This window comes from Sporosarcina soli, from assembly GCF_042655805.1.
Classification (GTDB): Bacteria; Bacillota; Bacilli; order Bacillales_A; family Planococcaceae; genus Sporosarcina; species Sporosarcina soli.
Genome location: NZ_JBHSNO010000006.1, coordinates 111027 through 133019, shown reverse-complemented (window position 1 = coordinate 133019; position 21993 = coordinate 111027). Strand labels below are relative to the sequence as shown.

Below are 21993 nucleotides of genomic sequence, written 5' to 3'. Positions count from 1 at the left end.
TGCGCATCATAAGTACTTAGTTTGGACGAAATTTCAAACGGACTCAGTATGCCATTTTTCTTCCCTCAAGATTACTGCAGAATCCTTGCTTTAATATAATGAATCTGAAATCCTTTTCGTAGTTTTTAGCAGTGTAGGAATATGTCTTTCCATCGATTCTGTATTCCATCGAAAGAGTGGTCCAGAAATAGAAATGGCACCGATGACTTTTCCTTTTGCACCGAAAACAGGTGCTGATAGTGCAGCTACATTTTCAGCAAGTTCTTCCTCATTGATTGCGTAACCGGTCTCAACGATTGTTTCTAGTTTTTGTCGAAGTATTTTTCTTTCTTCCTCTGTGAGAAAACTGAGTGCGCGAGTTTGGAAATCTTCACTAAGGAATGCTAGAATTACGCGCCCACTTGACCCGAGATGAAGTGGAATCTTATTACCAACGCCTGCTTTTCTACTTATTTCCTGATCACTTTCATGTTCAACTACACAAATCCTTATTAAGTCTGATAACATATATAACCCAACGGTTTCCTGTGTTTCATTTCTCAGTTTAATTAATTCGGGATCAATTAGAGAGAGGAAGGGCACATCTGCAATGATTTTATTGGCATAATCAATAAAAACAGTACCAAGTGAATATTTCTTAGATTCAAGATCTTGAAATACCAAACCATCCATTTTTAAAGTGGCAAGCAGACGATGTGTGATAGGAGGAGCTATATTAAGATTTTCGCTAATATCTTTTATACCTTGAGGACCGCGTGCCTCGTTTAAATAATTAATAATTGTAATCGCACGTTGGACCGTAGTTGAAATCTTTGAAGACATCGATAAAATCCCCCTTTTATACCTTGTTCAAATTATTTAACTGTATTATAGCATACCCAACAAATGTGCTAGTTAGGTTGGATAGGACTTGGCGCTATACTAGCAAGGATAGCTGTAAGTACATAGTAAATTGATTTATTAAGTCAAACTTTTTACCTCAAAATAAAAAAGCCAGCTATACATCGCCCATAAAATGGACTTATGTATAGCCGGCTCGAAATTACTTGTGTTCTTCGGTTAATTGCAGAGCGTTGGATGGAGCTGATTCAATTGGTTGCTTTATTAGAGCATTTACACATCTTGCATGATCTTTTACAGCTTTTTTTGCCTGCCAATTCTTCGGGTTGGGTATTTGCAGAATACGGTAAAATTACGTATTCACCTGGTTTTTGCCCAACATTCAATTCTTTTTTGTTTGTGATCGCCATTGCCATTCCAATTCCTCCAATTTAGTCGAAAACAAAAGAGCCAGTTATACATCACTCATAAAAACAGGCTGATGTATAACTGGCTCAGAGTTACGTGTGTTCTCCAATCACTTGAAGTACAGTAAACTAGGCAGTTTCAACTATTCAATTTTTGTTGTTTGTTCTATGTGATAGAAATCGGAATTAGGGAAAGGCAGTTTCCCAAATGGACTCTATTCGTTTGATAATTCAATAATTAAATTATGCTTTATTTTTTAAAAGTTGTCAATACTGTTTTGTGATTCTCTTATTGGATACAATATAAAATTTAATTGTATCCAATATTGTTGTTAAATGTGTTGTGGACAACAATATTTGCTGTTATATTATATTTATTGTATCCAATGTTTACGTGAGGAGTGATAGATTGGATAAAAAGAGTGAAGAGAAATCAACAGTGGTTAACTATGTAACGGCAAGCCTTAGGAAGGCGATATTGAATGGTACGCTAAAAAAAGGTGATCGGCTTATTCAGGAGGAATGGGCTGAACGGTTGGATGTAAGTCGAATGCCGATCAGAGAAGCGCTTACTAAACTTCAAATAGAAGGCTTAGTAGAAATGGTTCCGCACAAAGGGGCGATTGTAACGCCGATTACCCGGGATGATATAGAAGAAATTTATCATACCCGTTCGATGTTAGAAGGGCTTGCGGTTGAAAAGTCTATTCCGTTCTTGACGGATGAGGATAAAAACCGTTTGGAAGAAACATTGATTCAAATGGAAAATCTTGAAATATCTAATGAAACAAATGAACGTTATATTCGGTTGAATGCGATGTTTCATGAAACATTGCGTAAAGGTTGTCCATGGCCGAGGGTGCAAAAAATGGTGGAAACGCTCGGTATTTCCCCCATCGCACCAAATTTACTAATTGATTATTATACGGAGACACAAAGGGAACACAGAATGATTTATGAAGCAGTTTTACGGGGAGATCCTGCTGAGGTAAGAGCAGCGGTAGAATATCATATTTTGCGGACCAAAAACAATTTAATTACTTATATGGAACTGCTTAATAGTGAAAATTCGAAATAAAAGGGGTGCTTGATGAATGTATGATTTTGCAGTAGTTGGCGGAGGAATTGTTGGTTTATCTACGGGGATGGCACTTTACGAACGCTTTCCTAATGCAAAGGTAGTCATTATTGAAAAAGAGTCATTTGTTGCTGAACATCAAACAGGACACAATAGCGGAGTGATTCATTCGGGGATCTATTATAAGCCCGGCAGTTTTAAAGCGCGTTTTGCACGTCAAGGAAGTCAATCGATGACTGAATTCTGTCAAACATACGGAATAGACCATGATATATGTGGAAAAGTAATCGTCGCAACAAAACAGGAAGAGTTACCACTTCTCGAAAACTTATATCAACGTGGGCTACAAAATGAATTAGCCATTCAAAAAATTGGTGGAGATGAATTAAAGGAGATCGAACCTCATGTTAACGGACTAGGCGCAATTCGTGTTCCGCAGGCTGGTATCGTCAATTACAAACAAGTTAGTGAAAAATTCGCCGAAATTATACAAAAGCACGGTGGGGAGATACGCTTAAATACAAAAGTGGAGAAAATACACGAAGAATCTGACCAGGTGATCATCGAAACAAATCGTGGAACCTTAAAAGCGAATAGGGTGATTAACTGTGCCGGGCTTCACAGTGACCGTGTGGCTGCAGCTGCAGGATATAAAACGGATATGAAAATCCTACCGTTTAGAGGTGAGTATTTTAAACTGGTACCGGAAAAACGTCATTTAGTTAAACATTTAATTTATCCAGTTCCGAATCCGAAGTTTCCGTTTTTAGGCGTCCATTTTACTCGAATGATTAGCGGTGAAGTCGATGCAGGACCTAATGCTGTGCTTAGTTTTAAACGTGAAGGTTACAAAAAGACAGATTTTAATGCGAAAGATTTAATGGAATCTTTAAGTTTTCCTGGATTATGGAAAATGGCCGGTAAGTTTGCGAAAGAGGGGCTAGATGAATATGTCCGTTCTTTTAGCAAAAAGCAATTTACAAAAAGCCTCCAGGAATTGATACCGGAAATCCAAGAAGATGATCTAATACCTGCGCCTGCTGGTGTTCGTGCGCAAGCATTAAATCGTGATGGAAATATGGTTGATGATTTCTTTATTATAATGGGGAAACGAACGATCCATGTATGTAATGCACCTTCTCCAGCTGCAACAGCTTCTATTGAAATTGGAAAAGAGATTGTTAATCGAATACCGGAACAGTCAAACTTAAAAGAAGCTGTACTAGTCTGATCAATATTATTCTAAGGAGTAGATCAATGATGCTAAATGGAAAAACAATCTTCATTGCTGGCCATGCACGTTTACCCCAGGGAATGGCGGCGAAAAATGTCTTTGAAACATTGACGATTACAGCTGAGGTCGATGTTAAATATGGCGTTATATTAGAAGCATCTTGTACTTTGGCAACAGAGCATGGTCGTGAATTCATTGGACGCATTTTAAGGGGAACAAGTCTAAAAGATGGTGTAGAAGATTCAGTCAAAGAGATTCAGACTTACTACCATGGGAAGGCGACAAATGCACTCATTGCAGCCTTGAAGGATCTTGGGCAACATTTTCAACAAATGCAGACTGAAGATAAGCATTCGGTTTAATAAATTGAAATATTAAAAAGTGTTTGACATATAGACCTGGAAGTAGTATGATAGAGTCAATCAAGTATTTAAGAAGTTTCCACCTTTCGAAAAATACCCTTTCGGAATCGTGAGTAAATTGTAAATACTTGAAAACGGGAAACATAAATAACAATTAACTGCTAATTTGCTGCGACTCTATTTACATAGAGCGGTGAAGTGAATATAAGCCAGTTGTACAAGAGAAACTCCTTTTTAATGAGGGAGCTTGTGCGACTGGCTTTTTATATTTCCTGTTTGTCAAATTTACCTATATTACAAATAACAGGAGGAGTTATTCATGAGTATTGCAGAATTGAAAAAAGCGAAGTTCGAACAGAAAACGGAAGCGTATGAGGTGAAAATCCACCCGCAGTCTAATCGTTTGTACCACATTAACTTTTCAAAAAATGTAATTGTTAACTTTTTAGAAAAAGTGAAACAAAACAATCAAACGGTCCAGCATTTGGAATACACGCCATACGAGCGCCACATCGTCGCTTCTTATCTATTAGAGGAAACAGGTGAAGAATTCGGAGCTCTGCTTCGTGATATTGTGAATGATCGGGAGTCCGGCGGATTTACGCTTGGTTTAGAAGGCATCACGGAAGATACGGACGAATTCGTTATTTTCTCTACAGCGATCTCGCATTTGCTCGGTACACCTAACCACGATTCCATGTCCGGAAAATACTATGCACGCTTTAGTGTGAAACATACCGACAGCAGCGATTCTTATCTTCGTCAGGCGTACCGTTTATTCACACTTCATACAGATGGCACGTTTGTAGATGAGCCGACAGACTGGCTTCTGATGATGAAGTTCGTTGAAGAGAATGCTGTAGGTGGCGAATCGCGCTTGTTGCATCTCGATGATTGGAAAGAGCTTGACAAGTATACGAGCCATCCATTAGCGGGTCATAAATTCACCTATAAAGCTCCGGCAAGTAAAAATGTTGCGCAAGAGGTTGAACGCTTAACTTTCTTTAATTACAATAACAAGCCAGGTATGTGTTACATCGATCAGTTCGCTTATCCCGAAACCATTGAGCAGGCAAAATATCTTCGCGAGCTATCTCATTCGATGGAAAATGATGAAAGAGTCATTGAGTTGGAGCTTCCGGTCGGTGATCTAGTTGTTCTCAATAATATCTTTTGGCTTCACGGACGGGCTGCGTTCGAAGTAAATCCAGATTTAAATCGTGAATTACTTCGTCAGCGCGGACGATTTAATCAATAATTGTTCATTGCGTTATTCAGTAGTTATACCATGACCAGGTTCATTTGATTAAAGGACAGATTCATTTCCTGACTTTCAGTTCAGAGAATGAATTTGTCCTTTTTTAGTTCTTAGTGCAATTCATTCATGTAAAAGTTGACTTTTTACAGTTGGGTGATTGACTTTTCGGAAAAGTTACTATATATTCATAATAAAGGAATTATAATTCCTTTATTATGAATATATATCAGAGGGATATTGAAAGTAAGACAATGTATTGCAATTAACAAAACTATTGCTTTTGCTCATTGCTATTAGCGTAATAGATGGAAAATAATCATGAAAATATTATTAGGAGGTCAATATGAAAAGAAAAGAGATTACAACTGTCACGGTAATTGGAGCCGGCGACATGGGACATGGAATTGCACAAGCGGCGTTACTAGGAGGATTGATCGTCCATTTATACGATACGAATAATACCTCACTTCAACGTGGAGTGGATAAAATAAACGAAAGTTTAGAAATCCTACATAGGAAAGGGAAAATTAAGGCTGAAGAAATGCAATTCTGTAAAACGAATTTGCACCCAACTTTAAACTTTCAAGAAGCTATCGAAAGTTCACCTTTCATTTTTGAGGCAGTGCCGGAAATCGTAGAGTTAAAGCGGAATCTGTATAGCGATATGGAAAAGATCGCTTCAAGAAATACAATATTCGCATCGAATACTTCGAACATGAAGATTTCCGAAATTACTAAGGATCTACAATATAAAGATCGAGTAGTTGGCGCACATTTTTTTAATCCTGTGGTGTTGATGAAGTTAGTCGAAGTGATTCGCGGTGATGAAACAAGCGACGAAACAATGGAGATTACATATGATTTATGTTTGAAAATGAATAAAACACCAGTTCGAGTGGAAAAAGATAGCCCATCCTTTATTGTGAATCGAATTAATGCACCGCTTCGAGTTTTTTTAGGGGCAATCGTCGATAATGAAATCGCGCAACCGGAAGAGATTGATGCCCTTATGAAATTTCATGGAGAGCCGATGGGGCACTTTGAATTAGCAGATTATGTTGGTTTGGACGTAACGTACTATTCATGTCAGTATCGCCAACAAGTGTTACACCAAGATTATATTCCTTATAAAAAATTGACTGAGAAAGTAAACAGCGGTGAATTAGGGAAGAAGGCGGGGAAAGGTTTTTATGATTGGTCTGTTGGAAGGCCGAATATCGATGTTGATAAAAAAACAGACAAAATAAAAATGAGCGATATAGACTTAGTCAAGTTAAATGAAGCGGCAAAATTGATTGAAGAGGGAGTCGCAACCCCTAAAGATATCGATTTAGCGATGGTTCTTGGAACAGGTGATAAGGTCGGACCGATTGAGAAGAATAAGGGGATTCAGTTAGAAGATGCCATTAATCGTTTAGCAACGTTAGCAAAAGAGCTGAATAAGCAAGTATTGGAACCAGCGAAAATATTATCTCAAGCCCCTGAAAATGTTTTTTTGTGGGAGGGACAACGATGATATATGAAAATATTTTAGTGGAAATCGATAACAAAGTAGCAATTATTACGATCAATCGGCCGGAAGTCAGAAATGCATTGAACAATGAAACGGTAGCAGAAATTAGAGAGTGCTTAAAGAACATTAAAACAGACTCCGAGATAATGACTGTCATTTTTACTGGCGCGGGAGAGAAAGCCTTTATAGCGGGCGCTGATATTAGTGCACTTCAACATAGAACATTTTTGGACGGATTAGTTGCAGATATGCAGCTTCTATATACGGAATTAGAGAATTTCGATAAACCAACTATTGCAGCAGTTAATGGCTTCGCATTGGGCGGAGGATGTGAACTCGCGATGGCATGCGATATCCGAATCGCCTCAGAAAGTGCAAGGTTTGGGTTGCCGGAATTAAATTTAGCCATTCTTCCTGGAGCTGGAGGAACACAGCGAATGACCCGACTTGTGGGAAAAGGAAAAGCGAAAGAATTGATTTTTACGGGGGATATTATTCGAGCGGAAGAGGCAGAGAAAATAGGATTAGTCAATAAGGTTGTGCCAGCCGATCAGTTAATGACGGCAGCAAAGGAAATGGCAGCCAAGATGATAGCGAAAGGTCCGTTAGCTTTAAAACTTTCTAAAATAGCTATTAATGCTTCTTCAGAAACAGATATCCAAACTGGGCTGTTAATCGAAAAGTTAGCCCAAAGTATTTTATATACAACGGAAGATAAGCTTGAAGGAACATCTGCATTTTTGGAAAAAAGAGAGGCTCATTTTACAGGGAGATAAAAAAGAGTGATTTTAGGATTGCTGTAAATGGCTAGCTGACTTTTAAAAAAAGGTAGCCAGGTGTTGGTGGATGGGAAGGAAAAAACAAATGAATGAAAGAATTGTCATGCCGATCTGGATGTTTGGCGTATTTATTGTACTGATGAATACCACGATGTTTAACGTATCCATTCCTAGCATTATAAAAAATCTTCACATTACAGCTGAACTGGGATCGTGGATTATTTCAAGCTATTCCATTGGATATGCCTTGTCGACAATGATATACAGCCGGTTATCCGATAGTATACCATTACGGAAACTACTGATGGTCGGTTTGACGATTTTAGGTTTATCTTCGATCTTCGGGATTTTCGCGAGGGACTTTACTACGTTGTTGACAGTTCGAATTCTACAATCGGCAGGTGCAGGAGCGATGTCTGGACTGGGAATTGTGATGGCAAACCGTTATATCCCTTCTAATCGGCGTGGAAGAGCGATTATGATGATTTCCACGGGGGGAGCGATGGCTTTTGGATTTGGTCCTATCATTGGAGGTGTCATCAGTGAGTATTTCGGATATAACGGGTTGTTTGCTTCTACCTGTCTAATTCTTTTGGTGCTCCCTGTATTGTTGCGGCTGCTTCCAAAAGAAGAACCGAAGCCTTTACAATTCGATGCTCCGGGTGCAGTATTAACAATTGTAAATGCAAGTACATTATTGATAGCAGTCATGCAGCGTTCTTTATTTTGGTTTATGGGGAGCCTTCTGTCGTTTGCAGTGCATGCTTGGTATTTAAGAAGCGTAAAAAAAGAAACCTTCATCAACCCGCAACTCTTCACTAATAAAGATTACCTAAAACTGACAGCGGTAGGGTTCTGTATTTTGATGCTGAACATTGGCAATCTATTTCTCATGCCGCTTGCCTTAGCTGATTTAGCCGGAAAATCGGCAATTACCATAGGGCTAACGATCGCGCCGGGTGCAATTTTAGCAACATTGTTAAGCCGTTTTGTGGGGCGGGGGATTGACCGTTATGGGAATATCCAATTTTTGCTTATTGGTCATAGTCTATTAGCTTTTGTACTGGCAGTATTTTCTTTTGCCCTGGATGCCTCACCTATTGTTGTCATTCTTTGTGGATATCTTTGTTTCTCGCCCGCATTCTCCGCAACCCTGTCTTCGTTAAATAATGAAGCGTCCCACATCTTACCGAAACAATTGATCGGTTCGGGGATGGGATTGATACAGCTGATTCAATTTTTAGGAGCGTCATTCTCCGTTGCAGTTTGCGGAATTATTCTATCGCTCCAGAAGAACATACCCCTTGGCTTAGCTTATAAGAATGTATACCGTATACTGCTCGTTGTATGTCTACTCTCCCTCGCCATTTCGGTCTGGTATAAACTAACAGCAAGAAAATTGGAGAATAATTCTAAGATGATAGCGTGACCATAGCTTCTGGAATGAAAATATAAGATAGGGAATGAACTGATGGATGCTTTATAAGGAATCCCCATTTTGAACGATCGAGATATCGGGTGCTGAATTGGCTAAAAACTGATTCAGTACCTTTTTCTTGTATGGAGCAATGTGGTATATCTTATTTTGTGCCCCATACACAAAAGAAAATCGTTTCACCAATGAAGTTTAGCCAGATGATCCAATTGTCAAAAGGGAGATTGAACGGTATCGTTATAATAATTACTGAATATTTAGTGAATTAAAATTGCAAGATCATCAATTTTTAGTTATTAAAGTACTCCGATACTTGGATTCGGTTTTGAATTGAGTAAGTTATCTACAGATTGGAAGGAGTTCGAGAGCATCTACAATAGACAGAGTCAGTAGTGAATCCGGATTCAAAAAAATTTAAAATAAATTGTAAGCGATTACAAAAGGAGGCGTAGAAATCAATGGCTAGGAAAGACGAGGATATTTCATCAGAGAAATCGACAGGAATGACTTGCATGGAGAAAGGCAAGATAACCTAGCTGCAAGCATTGAGTTTGCGTATTAAAGATAAGTGTACAGTGTGGTGTTAATACAAAAAAGAAACTTATGAACAGGAGTGGAGCACGGATGAACAAAAATAGGATGGAACAAATGACATGGGTAGAGTACGAAGCAAGTACTACAGAAAAAATACTTATTCTTCCTGTTGGATCGACAGAACAACACGGACCTCACTTGCCTCTCGGGGTTGATACGATCATAGCGACGGAAATAGCCTCACTAGTTGCCGAACAAATTCCTGCGGTCATTGCACCAACATTGTCTTATGGTTATAAGTCTCAGCCATCAAGTGGAGGGGGACCTCTGTTTTCAGGAACGATTGACTTAAATGGTACGACATTGATTGATTTGACACGCGATATACTGGATGAATTTTTAGAAGATGGCTGGAAAAAAATCTTTATATTCAATGCACATTATGAGAATGAAGCTTTTTTGGCGGAAGCCGCTGATCTGCTCTTACGCAAACAAGATACAGAGTACCCTAAAATCATCATTGCCAATTGGTGGGATAATGTATCTCCTGAAATCGTGTCCCAGGTATTCAATGAAGTGGCATTTCGAGGATGGGCTTTAGAACATGCAGCACTCGCTGAAACATCAATGATGATGTATTTAGCACCAGAGCTTGTTCGTGAGGATTTAATTCCAGATGATCGGATAGAGAATTTGCTGACTATACAGCAGTTTCCGCCCTCCCGTACAATTGTTCCTGCCTCAGGTTGCCTCAATACAGCACGATCGAGTTCTTCAAAGAAAGGCCAATTGCTCGTAGAAGATGCAGTAAACAAAATCGTAACGATTTTATCAGAGGAATTTTCTCTACACAGTCCGGTAAATGTGAACTAATGTGATCAGATGAAGCATCGAACGCCTTATGAAATCCTAAAATTATTGACGGGGATGTGTTCTTGATGCAAAAAGAAATTATGTTAGAAGACGGAGTTACTAAAAACGAAGGGCATGTAAAGGAAGATTATGTAGATATTGATTATACGTTGACTCATGTACCGAAGAGTGCACAGAAAAGTTGGTTTGCTATTTTTGCAGTCCTCCTCGGGTTTACTTTTATCGTGACAACGATGGCAGCCGGAGCTAATCTTGGAACTTCGTTAATGCTTGGTGATTTAATTAAGGTTTTATTGATAGGGAATATCATTTTATCTACTTACGTAGGTATACTATGTTGGATTGCTGCCAAAACGGGGTTAAATACGATATTACTCGCAAGATATACATTGGGGAAAGTTGGATCAAAGTGGACGAGTATCATATTAGGTGGAACACAAATATTTTGGTACGCTTTCCAGGCGGCTTATATGGGGAAAATTTTCACTGCTAGTTTAGGAATAGAACAGTATTTTATTCCCGTTACGATTTTTTGGTCGTTGTTTATGGGGGCATTTGCACTATGGGGTACGAAGGGGATGGAGATTGTCGCCTATCTATCCATCCCGCCATTTCTATATTTGGCTTATAAAATCCCCGCTGTAAGTATAGAAACGGCGGGAAGTATTAAAAATCTATTTTTAATAGAACCAACAACGACAATTACTTTCGCTGCTGCTATTACAATTGTAATCGGAGCATTTGTTGCCGGAGGAACACAAGCACCAAACTGGACTCGTTTTGCAAAATCACCTAAGTCCGGACTTTTAGTAGGATTTTTAGCGTTCTTAATCGGGAATATCGTGATGGCTATTTCTGGTATGCTCGGTGGACTTGTGATGCAAGATGGCGATATGGTAAACATTTTAATGAAAATGGGAATCATCGTCATGGCTATGTTGATTTTAATTTTTAATATTTGGACGACAAATACGACATCAGCTTACTCCTTTGGTGTCGCCGGTGCAGAGTTCTTTAATAAACCAAATAAAGTGCCGTTCGTCATAGGAGGGCTCATTATCGCGACAATTATGGCGATTACGGGAATATATGAAACGTTTATTTCATACCTCACAATGTTAGGCATCTTTGTACCCTCTTTAGGTGGGTTAATAATAGGGGATTATTTATTGAATTGGAGGAAATCATTTCCGACAATTGAAAGTGTTAAATTTAGAGTGGTCCGGTACTCGAACTTAATCGCTTATATTTTAGCGACATTAGGGGCATACCTGAGCTCGGTATACAATATTGGCCTTCCACCATTGAATGGGATCCTATTGGCGATTGTTTTAGTCTATGTCATGAATGCAGTCTTTAAATTATTGGGGTTATCTGATGCACATGAAGTTCCAGAAGGGGCGGAAGTTAGATTTTAGTTTCACGGTATACACCTAGCATTCATTGAAATAGGGCCTATAAAATCAAACTCTCGAGAAATCGGGAGTTTTTTTGATAGGAAGAGCCCTTTCCTTGCTTTCGTTACATGACTTGTACACGGTGCACAATGATTCCAAGCATGGGCCTAGATAATTGAGCATACCGTGCCAATTCTCTCATGAAGCAAATCCAGGTATACTGTTGTTAATCAAATGTTTTGATAATTTAAATTTCAAGGGTGTGGAGTGGCAGAACTAGTTTGTTAGATAAATTCTCTAAAGGAAATCAGATCGTAAACTTTTTGAAAGAAAGGGCAGATTGATTTTTAAAGAGCATTTTAAAGGAGGAGAACGCGTGTGACACGTAACAAAGAGGCAGTTATGGTTGGCGGTAGGACACCGGGGACAGTTGGAAATAGAGGGATTGTTTACGCTGGTGAGGGGAAAGTGGCGATACAGGATATTAGTTTCCCAGACTTGGTTTTACGAGACGGTCCAGGTGTAAATCCTAAAAACGTAGGCAGAAAATGTGATCACGGCGTCATCTTGAAAGTTATCACAACGAATATTTGTGGAAGTGATCAGCATATGGTTCGTGGCAGGACGACTGCTCCAGTCGGTCTTGTTCTCGGGCATGAAATTACCGGAGAGGTCATTGAAGTCGGACGTGATGTGGAGTTTATCAAAAAAGGGGACATCGTATCGGTCCCGTTCAATATTGCTTGTGGACGATGTGTTTCATGCAGGGAACAAAATACACATGTATGCCTCAACGTGAACCCAGATCGCCCAGGCTCTGCTTATGGCTATGTCGATATGGGTGGTTGGGTTGGCGGACAGTCTGAATATGTTATGGTTCCCTATGCGGATTTTCAACTTCTGAAGTTGGGTGACAAGGATCTAGCGATGGAGAAAATTCTTGATTTGACAATGTTATCCGATATATTCCCGACGGGGTATCACGGCGCCTTTAGTGCGGGAGTACGTCCCGGATCTACGGTATATATCGCAGGTGCCGGTCCTGTCGGATTAGCCGCTGCACATTCAGCGCAGCTATTAGGCGCCTCAGTTGTCATTGTCGGCGATCTCATTCCGGAGCGGCTGGCGCAAGCGAAAAGTTTCGGCTGTGAGACGATCGACTTAAGTAAGCACGATGATCTAGGTGAACAAATTGAGCAGATTCTTGGTATTCCAGAAGTAGATTGTGCTGTTGACGCTGTTGGTTTCGAAGCACATGGGCATGGAAAAGGAAAAGGGGAAGCACCGGCCGCTGTACTCAACTCCATCATGGATATTACGCGCGCGGCAGGCAAATTAGGTATTCCGGGATTGTATGTAACCGGTGATCCAGGTGGGATTGATGAGGATGCGAAAGTCGGTACGCTTAAAATCCGTTTTGGACTTGGATGGGCAAAAGCACATACGTTTGTTACGGGGCAAACACCTGTTATGCAATACAATCGCTATTTGATGAAGTCGATTATGAGCGGCAAAGCCCAGATTGCCAAGGCTGTAAATGCAACAGTTATTTCCCTCGACGAAGCACCTGAAGCTTACCAAGCTTTTGATAAAGGGGCGGCAACAAAATTTGTGATCGATCCCCATGGTACGTTAGCAAGGTGAAAACGATGAAAAAATAGGAGGAAGATTAAACATGACAAAAATTACATTGGAAGTTGCAAAAAAACTAATTGAGAGTGCTGAAAAGGAAGCGGAAAAATTAGGCGTTAAGATGGTCATTTCTATTGTCGATGAAGGCGGAAATCTCATTGCGAAACATCGGATGGACGATGCCTGGATTGCGAGTATTGAAATTTCGCAGAACAAAGCTTGGACATCTGTTGCTTTAAAGGCACCAACCGCCAATTTAGCTGAAGCAACCGTGCCGAATGCAGAACTTTATGGATTAACGACAACAAATGACGGAAAAATTGTTGTATTCGGCGGAGGGATACCTCTTGTGAAAAATGGAAAAGTGATTGGCGCTGTTGGCGTGAGCGGAAGCGCAGTTCCACACGATGTTCAAGTCGCCGAGGCCGCTGTGAAGGCGTTTGAGAATAGTAAAGTAGCGGTCGGTTAATCCACTTTAATTACTATATATAGAAGGAAATCACGGGGGAATGAATTAGCGATAGCGCCTTAGAAGGGGGAGCCGAAGAAAGGAACGGACAGCGAAGCTACCTAGCTTACGCAGGGAGGGCTCCCCGAAGCGCTGGAGTGTTATGGAAAGAATCTTTAATTTCATTCAGATAGTAAACGATTGTCTTTTACAAAGTGGATGGGAGGCGTAGTATGGGAAAGAATTATGAAGTCATTGTAGTTGGAGCAGGTTCGATGGGGATGGCAGCAGGCTATTTCCTAGCGAAACAAGGGACGAAGACATTGCTGATAGATGCCAATGATCCACCACATACACAGGGCAGTCATCACGGTGATACAAGAATCATTCGGCATGCTTACGGTGAAGGAAGAGAATATGTACCCCTTGCGCTTCGCGCTCAGGAATTATGGAATGAGCTTGAAAAGAAATCGCATCTCAAAATATTTACTCAAGTTGGTGCGATTGGTTTTGGACCTGAAGGAGAATCGGATTTCATCGATGAGGCGATTGCCAGTGGCAAAGCATATAATTTGGAAATCGATTTGCTCAGCGGAAAAGAAATGAACGAACGTTGGCCAGGGCTCTCTGTTCCGGATGATTATATCGCCTTTTATGAACCCAACTCCGGATTTTTATACAGTGAAAATTGTATTAGAGCTTATCGGGAGCTAGCTGAACATCATGGTGCTGAATTCTCCATGAATAATCCGGTTGTCGGTATTGAAGCATTCGAAGATGGTGTAAAGGTACAGACAAGCAATGGGACATTTACAGCAGATAAGTTAATTCTAAGCGGTGGTGCTTGGAGTAGCAAAATCGCTGCAAGTCTTGATCTCCATTTGCCCATCACGCCAACCCGTCAGCCTGTTGCTTGGTTCGAGGCAGAGGAGTCGTTATATAATACGAATACTTTCCCAACATTTATGGTGGAAGTGCCAACGGGTGAGTCGAAAGCGATCTATTATGGATTTCCGACATTCGGTGGCTGTGGTGTGAAAGTGGGAAGACATGAATATGTAGACAAAATCGATCCAGACACGATGAATCGTGATTTCGGATCTGACGAAAATGACGAAGGGCATATTCGAGAGTATTTGGAAAGGTTTATGCCACAGGCGAATGGAGCGTTAAAGAAAGGGGCGATTTGCATTTATTCGAGAACCCCGGATGGTCATTTCATTATCGATCAGCATCCGGAGTACCCTCATATTTCCTTTGCGGCAGGATTTGCAGGACATGGTTTCAAGTTTGCAAGTGTGGTAGGTGAAATTTTGACGCAATTAGCTTTAACCGGGGAAACAGAACATGACATTTCCATCTTCTCACTCGATCGCCCGGCTTTAAAAAATGCGATGGAAAAAGTACATGGATAATTGAAATGAAAGCGCTTACTAAGTGGGGTGTATATGGGTTCACTTCGAAACGTCTTCTTTTTCAGATGATGAACAACCTTACTCAATTTTTAAAAAAATAACCGAACTGTCATGGATGTTGAGGTGTATCGGAATGGCATTAAGAAAAGAAAGGAGGTTGTCATTTGGTAGTCGCAGAAGCCGAGCTGCAAGAAGCGGATTCCCCGAAAGTGTTGTCATCCAGTATCAAAAAAGCGGTTGCGGGTGCAGCTATCGGCAACTTGATAGAATGGTTTGATTATGCATCCTACGGCTATCTGGCAGTCGTGATTGCCGCAGTTTTTTTCGCCCCGGGGAATGCGACGGCCGCACTGTTAGGGGCATTTGCTGTATTTTCCGTTTCGTTTATCGTCCGCCCGATTGGTGGTCTGATTTGGGGATATTTAGGAGATAAGATCGGAAGAAAACGTGTCTTAGTCTTCACGATTACCATTATGTCATTATCCACATTTACAATCGGTCTATTGCCGGGCTATGCGGCAATTGGCATGATGGCCCCTTTATTATTATTGATTTGCCGACTTATTCAAGGTTTTTCAGCATCAGGAGAGTATGCTGGAGCAGCTTCTTTCATATCGGAATATGCGCCGAATTCACGCCGGGGGCTACTTGTCAGTATGGTGCCTACAAGTACAGCGGCGGGATTGATGTTAGCGGTCGTAATCGTATCGCTTCTGGAATTTAATCTGACCACGGAAGCGCTTCATAGCTGGGGATGGCGAATTCCCTTCCTATTATCTGGCCCCTTAGGCATTATCGGTTTGCTAATACGTCTGAAGTTGGAAGACACGCCGTTGTTTAAAGAAATGGATCAGTCAAAGAAGGGCAATGCTACGGGTTTGTTTCAAGGCGTCAAACAAAATCGAAAACAAGTACTCATCGCTTTTGGGATTATCTGTCTGAATGCAGTAGGCTTCTATACGATTTTAAGTTATATGCCCACATATCTTACGCAGGAATTAGGATTTAGTGTGATGAAAGGGATATTGATCACACTTATCTCTTTAGGAACGTATGTCATCATCCTGCCGTTCGTTGGGATGCTTGCGGATCGCATGGGAAGGAAACCGGTCCTGATTGGAGCTTCTATCCTATTTTTACTATTCACCTATCCGGCATTTTGGTTGTTATCCATTGGGGGGCCTTATGCAATATTGGCATTGGTTATGCTCGGATTTGTGCTAGCGGGGAATGATGGGGTACTTGCCACTTTCCTGACGGAGATGTTCCCTACATCCGTCCGATTCAGTTGTTTTGCCTTATCGTTCAATACAGGAAATGCCATCTTTGGTGGGACAGCCCCGCTGATTGCCACTTTCTTAATTGCACAAACGGGCAATACGTTTGCCCCCGCCTTTTATTTGATGGCTGCTGCTTTTATAGCCTTTGTCTTTCTTCTGATGACAAAGGAAACCGCAAACAAGCCACTCAGAGGCCAGTAAGAACAATGGGAATTATCGGTTATAGAAGTGATGAAAGGGGAAAAAATGATGAAGACAATGGAAGAGCTGGCAAGAACAAAAGTTATTGAAAATGGTGAAAAAGTACAGCCGACTTTTTCAAAAGCGGAAATGGAACGTCGAAGTACGAATTTACGTAGGATTTTAGCAGAGAAAGAGATTGACGCTGTGCTGTTCACTTCCTATCATAATATCAATTATTATAGCGATTTCCTCTATACTGCGTTTGGCCGCAAGTATGGTCTTGTAGTCACGCAGGATAAGCATGTCACAGTTTCTGCAAATATCGATGGTGGTATGCCGTGGCGCAGAAGCTTTGAAGATAATATCGTCTATACGGATTGGCGAAAAGACAATTTCCTGCATGCTGTAAAGAAAGTGTTAAGCGATTCCGGAACAAATACACGCCGGCTAGGAATTGAGGATGACCACGTCACGCTGGAAGTTCGCCGATTACTCGAAGAGGCATTCCCTGGTGTGGAGCTGGTGGATGTCTCACAAGCGACAATGAGACAAAGGATGTTCAAGTCAGCTGAAGAAATTGAGCATATTAAAAATGGTGCACGGGTAGCGGATATCGGTGGTGCCGCTGTTGTTGAAGCAATCGGTGTAGGCGTTTCCGAATACGAAGTGGCCCTGCATGGGACAGAAGCGATGACGCGTGAAATCGCACGTTTGTATCCGCATGCGGAACTTCGGGATTCATGGATCTGGTTCCAATCGGGTATTAATACAGACGGTGCACATAACTGGGCAACATCTAGAAAGTTAGAGCGTGGTGATATTCTTAGCTTGAATGCATTCCCGATGATTGCGGGTTATTACACAGCACTTGAACGGACATTGTTTTTGGAAGAAGTGTCGGATCGCCATCTCGAACTTTGGGAGATTAATGTGAAAGTGCATAAGAAAGGTCTGGAACTCATTAAGCCAGGTGCCAGATGTATGGATATCGCCAGCGAGTTGAACGGAATTTTCCGTGAACATAATTTACTGCCAAACAGGACATTTGGCTATGGACATTCCTTCGGCGTACTTTCCCATTATTATGGGCGCGAGGCGGGGCTTGAATTGCGTGAAGATATTGAGACCGTACTCGAGCCAGGAATGGTTATCTCGATGGAACCAATGATTATGGTTCCTGAAGGTCAGCCGGGAGCGGGAGGATACCGTGAACATGATATTCTTGTCATTCATGAAGACGGTTCGGTTGAAAATATTACAGGCTTTCCATTCGGACCTGAACATAATATTATAAAGAAATAATAGAGGGTTCAAGTAACGATCCTGACGTTATGATAGGGAAATGGATCATAAAAAAACGTGTCTACTCCATCAGGTAGACACGTTTTTGGTATGCCTAAAGTTTTGAGCGTTGAGAAAGCGATTGGATATGCAAAGCTGTTTGAATCCAAAATTGACAATCTGGTGATGATAAACTATCTTGCAGAAGTTCTTCGATTTTTTTGATACGGTATCGTAATGTGTTGCGGTGGATATGCAACTTTTTTGCAACGATATCGCGGTTATAGCCATTGGAAGCTAAGCATTTTAACGTTTCATAAAGGATTTCCCCTTCTTCATGCAGCATTTTATCGGGCAATAGTTTGTGTAGTAGATCATGGGCTTCAGTAGGACTCATTTTTCCATAAAGAAGGATTTCACGCTGAAATTGGTCTGAAAAATAAGTACCGCCTGAATGGTTTTTATACTGTACAATTGGTGCGAGTGAGGATGCGCTTTCAAAGCTTGCATCGAAGGAAAGTAAATCTTGTTGTGCGTTGCCGATAACGAAAACCGGGGAGATTTGGTCATTTATTTTCAACAAAAGATGTTTTAACTGATTTAATCGTATCGTCAACTCTGGATTCTCTAAAGAGGTCATCATTAACAAGACTAGTCGATCGCCAAAAACTTCACAAAAGCCATTAATCTCACGCTCCTCTTCAAACCATTTGTTGCAGATACCCCGAATAGAGGCTAATTCCAAAAGGGTCCGAGGCGATAAGTGGATATTTCCTGTAAGAACAAGACCAGCCATCCATTTTCCCTTTGATTGTAGACCGATCTCTTGGATTTTCTTTTCGACAACGAGCGTAGCGGTTTGCTGTTTTTGCAGTAACAGATCCAGTACTTCAGATTGGCATTGCCAGCGTTTCACGTTCTCTTCCTGCGCCTGCTTGTACAATTCGATGAACACATGGGCGGCGTATTTTAGAATAGGTATATGATGTGTAGGTAATTGTTCGTCAGGGTGAAGGATCCATAATGTTCGAAAATTAATTTCATCTATATTTAGCTGGACGAAGCTGATATTGGGATGCTCCGAATTTACAGTGATGGCATGAATGTCCTGTTCCCTTGGCAGTTGTTGTATGGAATCAGGAGGTGAGTGGTTGTTGAGTTGGCTGATGTATGTTTGAATGGTTTGAGCGATTTTTGCTCGTTTTTCACCCTGTGGAATTGCTTTTGTCAAGATAGCATTTGTTTCGTCAGTCAAGACGACTGGAAGTTTGAGAAAATCGGTAATAATCGTGCAAACAACGTTATTGTCTTTGGCAGTTTGCAATTGTTTCAGAAGAAGTGGGGGAACTTGATCGGCTACTATTTTTTTCGTGTATTGACGCGCCATAATTTCTTGATGGATGGCGTAAGTTAGCTTGACGAAGGGAACTTGAAATGGAACTTCCAATACAGGGATCGAATATTTCTCACCGAATTCCAATAGAGCCGGCGGACAACCTGTGATGTAACGGCCTGTTGCGAGCAAAATACCGGATATTTGATGGCGTAATAAGGAATCCAAAAACTTTTCCTCCGACCTTCTATCTGTTGGCCATACTTGTCCACAAGATAATAAAAACTCTTGACCGTCAAGGAAATGTGCGACATCATCATGATCAATGATGTGGACCCAACGGATTTTACGGGCTAAGCCACTTTTTCCAGAACGAACGATGACATTTTGTAACGCAGGCAAACGCAACGAGTCTTGTACTGTAATCATGCACACTCTCCCCCTTATACTTAAATTGTATAGATAATTATAAATTTTGCAAATTAAATTAAAAGGAATTCTAAAAATAATAGCGACAACCACCAGGAGGGTATACAAGATGTTCTAAGCAAATGTAAGTATATGAAAAAAGACTGTTACATTGTCGGAAAAATGACATTGTAACAGCCTCTTTTTGCATTACTCCGCTTCCGATACAAGTGTAAATCGCCCATTGATATACTGTGGGTTTTCAATTTCATCAAGAACAGCGATGGCAAAATCGGCATAGCTGACATAGCTATCGCCATTTGAGTTCACAATGAGGTTATCTTTCCCTTTTTGGTAAGAACCGGTTCTTTTTCCTTCCGGATTGAAAAAGGCTGCTGGGCTAATGAATGTCCATTTTACACTGTTTGTATTTTGTAAGTCCTCCAAGTTTTTGCCTTGATTGGCAGCAGTCGCGAAAAACTCTTTCGGGAATTCAGGTGTTTCAATCAACCGAATGGTTTGCGCTTCGTCTACGAACAAGCTGCCCGCTCCGCCTACAACAATGAGTCTTGTGTCCGTTGCGCCTTTCATTGCTTCAATTAACACTCTGCCGGCATCTACATGAAGATGTTCTTGACCTGCTGGCGCCCCGAAAGCATTGACGACAACATCAAATTGTTGAAGATCTTCTGCTTTCAAATCAAAAATGTCTTTTTCAAGAATGGCGTATTCTTCTTCTGACAGTTTTGCCGCATTACGAACAATCGCTGTGATGTCATGTCCACGTTCGCTCGCTTCTTTCCCGATCAGGCTTCCTGCTTTACCTGTTGCTCCGATAATACCGATTTTCATGTTCCATTCCTCCAATTAAGTTAAATTGATGATTCCATCACACTTCATAGGTTGTACTGAATTGAAGTGTAGTATGTGCTAGGAGATTATTCGATGTAATTGTACCCGTTACAGTTACAACTGAAACAAAAAAATTGAATAGACTATCCAATTTTTTTGTTCAATACAGTGACTAATTCCTCCATCGTGATCTCTTGTAAAACAGATTCCATCGCTTCTTGCGCACGGAGTAAGATGAGCTCAAGCACTGCTTGGATATTGGCACCGACTGGGCAATTGGGATTCGGTTTTTCATGTATTTGAAAAAGCTCACCTTCTTCGACCACTTCAACAGCTCGGTACACATCGAGTAAAGTAATTTCTTGCAATGGTTTTTGGAGTGTAGCGCCTCCCACGCCACGGCGCACTTGAACAAGTCCCGTATCCCGTAGTTTTCCAATCACTCTGCGAATGACGACGGGATTTGTGTTCACACTTTCCGCAATCCATTCCGAAGTGCAAAGCTCATTCCGTTCGATGGCCAAGAGGGACAAAATATGAACGGCAACTGTAAATCGACTACTGATTTTCATCTTCATAACCTCCTGATGTAATTATTGTAGTTACATCAGGTGCATCTTGTCAACTAATGATCATCAGGAGTGATGGAATGCAATTTGCCATAAGATAAACTAGAAAACCACCCCGCTATATAAAAAGGGTGGTTTTCGTTCAATGGAAATATTCCTACCGTCACTCGCCAGCTTCAGGCGAAAACTTACGTTGGCCAAGTTCTTTCTCATAAATGAACAACGCGTTTTTATCTTCACCGATTCGCTTCAAATATTCGATATGGGTATCGAAGGAAGCTTCCTCTTCCACTTGCTCGTCCAAAAACCATCTTAAGAAGGAAATCGTTGCATGTTCTTTCTCTTCCCATGCTAAATCAGTTAGTTCGTAGAAGTTTCTCGTCACATTTTTTTCTTGGTGCAAGGCGGACTCAAATGTATCCAAAATCGATTCAAAGTCAATTTTTGGTTGACTCGTAGCAGAAAATTTGACGTGGAAGCCTCGATCGTTTAAATAATTGTAAATTTTCATCCCGTGAAAACGTTCTTCTTCTGCCTGTTGCAAATAGAAATTGGCGAAGCCGCTGTAGCTATTGTGTTCACAGTAGGCAGCCATTGCCATATACGATTGGGCCGCTTCAAACTCGTTATTCATTTGACGATTGAGTGCGTCTGCTAAATGTGGACTGATCATCGGATCGACTCCTTATCATTGAAATAGTTAGCTTTCCTCCATCATAGCGCAATTCACTTTTGCAATCACGTTATATGTTCATTTAAATGAAAAAATGTCTGGTAATGTCGAAAATGAGTATGGAAATGAAGGAAACGACTAAAACAATTGACTGTTTTCACATGAGTCAGTGGTAGGAGCCGTTTTTTTTATCTGCATAAAATTATAAC

20 protein-coding genes are annotated in these 21993 nt (G+C 40.9%); 14 read left to right on the top strand and 6 right to left on the bottom strand.

From position 1 onward, the window contains the following. Positions 1–90: 90 nt before the first annotated feature. Together ACFPRA_RS12900 and ACFPRA_RS12895 are read right to left on the bottom strand one after the other, a co-directional pair. Positions 91–822 (bottom strand): IclR family transcriptional regulator, encoded by a 732-nt coding sequence (locus ACFPRA_RS12900; RefSeq protein WP_381435226.1) that lies wholly within the window; start codon positions 820–822, stop codon positions 91–93. Positions 823–1088: 266 nt separating this feature from the next. Beyond that, positions 1089–1256, bottom strand: coding sequence for a hypothetical protein (locus ACFPRA_RS12895; RefSeq protein WP_381435224.1), 168 nt, complete (start codon positions 1254–1256; stop codon positions 1089–1091). Positions 1257–1656: 400 nt separating this feature from the next. Here ACFPRA_RS12895 and ACFPRA_RS12890 point away from each other — a divergent pair, with 400 nt between their 5' ends. The 14 genes from ACFPRA_RS12890 to ACFPRA_RS12825 all read left to right on the top strand — a co-directional run bounded on the left by ACFPRA_RS12890 (position 1657) and on the right by ACFPRA_RS12825 (position 17970). Next, positions 1657–2325 carry a GntR family transcriptional regulator gene (locus ACFPRA_RS12890; protein WP_381435221.1) on the top strand — a complete coding sequence of 223 codons (669 nt, stop codon included), beginning with the start codon at positions 1657–1659 and terminating at the stop codon, positions 2323–2325. 16 nt (positions 2326–2341) lie between these two features. Further along, positions 2342–3556 (top strand): L-2-hydroxyglutarate oxidase, encoded by a 1215-nt coding sequence (gene lhgO, locus ACFPRA_RS12885; RefSeq protein WP_381435219.1) that lies wholly within the window; start codon positions 2342–2344, stop codon positions 3554–3556. 29 nt (positions 3557–3585) lie between these two features. Continuing rightward, a complete protein-coding gene (locus tag ACFPRA_RS12880; RefSeq protein ID WP_381435643.1) occupies positions 3586–3921 on the top strand; it encodes a DUF3870 domain-containing protein in 336 nt (111 codons plus the stop codon). 319 nt (positions 3922–4240) lie between these two features. Continuing rightward, complete coding sequence (glaH, locus tag ACFPRA_RS12875; protein ID WP_381435215.1) at positions 4241–5179, top strand: glutarate dioxygenase GlaH; 939 nt, start codon at positions 4241–4243, stop codon at positions 5177–5179. Between the two features lie 343 nt (positions 5180–5522). Then, positions 5523–6695: a 3-hydroxyacyl-CoA dehydrogenase gene (locus ACFPRA_RS12870; protein WP_381435212.1), complete on the top strand. Its 1173-nt coding sequence runs from the start codon at positions 5523–5525 to the stop codon at positions 6693–6695. Next, positions 6692–7468 carry an enoyl-CoA hydratase/isomerase family protein gene (locus tag ACFPRA_RS12865; RefSeq protein WP_381435209.1) on the top strand — a complete coding sequence of 259 codons (777 nt, stop codon included), beginning with the start codon at positions 6692–6694 and terminating at the stop codon, positions 7466–7468. Before ACFPRA_RS12870 ends, ACFPRA_RS12865 begins: the two co-directional genes overlap by 4 nt. 88 nt (positions 7469–7556) lie before the next feature. Continuing rightward, positions 7557–8900, top strand: coding sequence for an MFS transporter (locus tag ACFPRA_RS12860; RefSeq protein WP_381435208.1), 1344 nt, complete (start codon positions 7557–7559; stop codon positions 8898–8900). A 630-nt stretch (positions 8901–9530) separates the two neighbouring features. Next, positions 9531–10313 carry a creatininase gene (locus ACFPRA_RS12855; RefSeq protein WP_381435204.1) on the top strand — a complete coding sequence of 261 codons (783 nt, stop codon included), beginning with the start codon at positions 9531–9533 and terminating at the stop codon, positions 10311–10313. Between the two features lie 65 nt (positions 10314–10378). Further along, entirely contained in the window at positions 10379–11731 is a 1353-nt protein-coding gene (gene codB, locus ACFPRA_RS12850; protein ID WP_381435201.1) for a cytosine permease, read from the top strand. A 381-nt stretch (positions 11732–12112) separates the two neighbouring features. Continuing rightward, positions 12113–13354, top strand: a complete 1242-nt coding sequence (gene fdhA / locus ACFPRA_RS12845; protein ID WP_381435641.1) for a formaldehyde dehydrogenase, glutathione-independent — start codon at positions 12113–12115, stop codon at positions 13352–13354. A 31-nt stretch (positions 13355–13385) separates the two neighbouring features. Beyond that, the gene (locus ACFPRA_RS12840; protein ID WP_381435198.1) at positions 13386–13811 is read left to right on the top strand and encodes a GlcG/HbpS family heme-binding protein; all 426 of its coding nucleotides are present in this window, start codon (positions 13386–13388) and stop codon (positions 13809–13811) included. Between the two features lie 212 nt (positions 13812–14023). Continuing rightward, complete coding sequence (gene solA / locus ACFPRA_RS12835; protein WP_381435195.1) at positions 14024–15205, top strand: N-methyl-L-tryptophan oxidase; 1182 nt, start codon at positions 14024–14026, stop codon at positions 15203–15205. A 164-nt stretch (positions 15206–15369) separates the two neighbouring features. Continuing rightward, positions 15370–16686, top strand: a complete 1317-nt coding sequence (locus tag ACFPRA_RS12830; protein ID WP_381435192.1) for an MFS transporter — start codon at positions 15370–15372, stop codon at positions 16684–16686. Positions 16687–16734: 48 nt separating this feature from the next. Continuing rightward, positions 16735–17970 carry a M24 family metallopeptidase gene (locus tag ACFPRA_RS12825; RefSeq protein ID WP_381435189.1) on the top strand — a complete coding sequence of 412 codons (1236 nt, stop codon included), beginning with the start codon at positions 16735–16737 and terminating at the stop codon, positions 17968–17970. A gap of 94 nt (positions 17971–18064) precedes the next feature. On the opposite strand, the gene ACFPRA_RS12820 is transcribed toward ACFPRA_RS12825, so the two are convergent. From ACFPRA_RS12820 to ACFPRA_RS12805, 4 genes are all read right to left on the bottom strand, one after another. Continuing rightward, positions 18065–19711 (bottom strand): PucR family transcriptional regulator, encoded by a 1647-nt coding sequence (locus ACFPRA_RS12820; protein ID WP_381435185.1) that lies wholly within the window; start codon positions 19709–19711, stop codon positions 18065–18067. 189 nt (positions 19712–19900) lie between these two features. Continuing rightward, complete coding sequence (locus ACFPRA_RS12815; protein WP_381435182.1) at positions 19901–20542, bottom strand: NAD(P)-dependent oxidoreductase; 642 nt, start codon at positions 20540–20542, stop codon at positions 19901–19903. A gap of 143 nt (positions 20543–20685) precedes the next feature. After that, positions 20686–21114: an Rrf2 family transcriptional regulator gene (locus tag ACFPRA_RS12810; RefSeq protein ID WP_381435179.1), complete on the bottom strand. Its 429-nt coding sequence runs from the start codon at positions 21112–21114 to the stop codon at positions 20686–20688. A gap of 160 nt (positions 21115–21274) precedes the next feature. Next, complete coding sequence (locus tag ACFPRA_RS12805; RefSeq protein ID WP_381435176.1) at positions 21275–21784, bottom strand: ferritin; 510 nt, start codon at positions 21782–21784, stop codon at positions 21275–21277. Between the last annotated feature and the right edge of the window lie 209 nt (positions 21785–21993).

Coding starts and splice junctions, on each gene's coding strand:
- ACFPRA_RS12900 (WP_381435226.1), bottom strand. CDS start 822: ATGTCTTCAAAGATTTCAACTACGGTCCAACGTGCGATTACAATTATT.
- ACFPRA_RS12895 (WP_381435224.1), bottom strand. CDS start 1,256: ATGGCAATGGCGATCACAAACAAAAAAGAATTGAATGTTGGGCAAAAA.
- lhgO (WP_381435219.1), top strand. CDS start 2,342: ATGTATGATTTTGCAGTAGTTGGCGGAGGAATTGTTGGTTTATCTACG.
- ACFPRA_RS12880 (WP_381435643.1), top strand. CDS start 3,586: ATGCTAAATGGAAAAACAATCTTCATTGCTGGCCATGCACGTTTACCC.
- glaH (WP_381435215.1), top strand. CDS start 4,241: ATGAGTATTGCAGAATTGAAAAAAGCGAAGTTCGAACAGAAAACGGAA.
- ACFPRA_RS12870 (WP_381435212.1), top strand. CDS start 5,523: ATGAAAAGAAAAGAGATTACAACTGTCACGGTAATTGGAGCCGGCGAC.
- ACFPRA_RS12865 (WP_381435209.1), top strand. CDS start 6,692: ATGATATATGAAAATATTTTAGTGGAAATCGATAACAAAGTAGCAATT.
- ACFPRA_RS12860 (WP_381435208.1), top strand. CDS start 7,557: ATGAATGAAAGAATTGTCATGCCGATCTGGATGTTTGGCGTATTTATT.
- ACFPRA_RS12855 (WP_381435204.1), top strand. CDS start 9,531: ATGAACAAAAATAGGATGGAACAAATGACATGGGTAGAGTACGAAGCA.
- codB (WP_381435201.1), top strand. CDS start 10,379: ATGCAAAAAGAAATTATGTTAGAAGACGGAGTTACTAAAAACGAAGGG.
- fdhA (WP_381435641.1), top strand. CDS start 12,113: ATGGTTGGCGGTAGGACACCGGGGACAGTTGGAAATAGAGGGATTGTT.
- ACFPRA_RS12840 (WP_381435198.1), top strand. CDS start 13,386: ATGACAAAAATTACATTGGAAGTTGCAAAAAAACTAATTGAGAGTGCT.
- solA (WP_381435195.1), top strand. CDS start 14,024: ATGGGAAAGAATTATGAAGTCATTGTAGTTGGAGCAGGTTCGATGGGG.
- ACFPRA_RS12825 (WP_381435189.1), top strand. CDS start 16,735: ATGAAGACAATGGAAGAGCTGGCAAGAACAAAAGTTATTGAAAATGGT.
- ACFPRA_RS12820 (WP_381435185.1), bottom strand. CDS start 19,711: ATGATTACAGTACAAGACTCGTTGCGTTTGCCTGCGTTACAAAATGTC.
- ACFPRA_RS12815 (WP_381435182.1), bottom strand. CDS start 20,542: ATGAAAATCGGTATTATCGGAGCAACAGGTAAAGCAGGAAGCCTGATC.
- ACFPRA_RS12810 (WP_381435179.1), bottom strand. CDS start 21,114: ATGAAAATCAGTAGTCGATTTACAGTTGCCGTTCATATTTTGTCCCTC.
- ACFPRA_RS12805 (WP_381435176.1), bottom strand. CDS start 21,784: ATGATCAGTCCACATTTAGCAGACGCACTCAATCGTCAAATGAATAAC.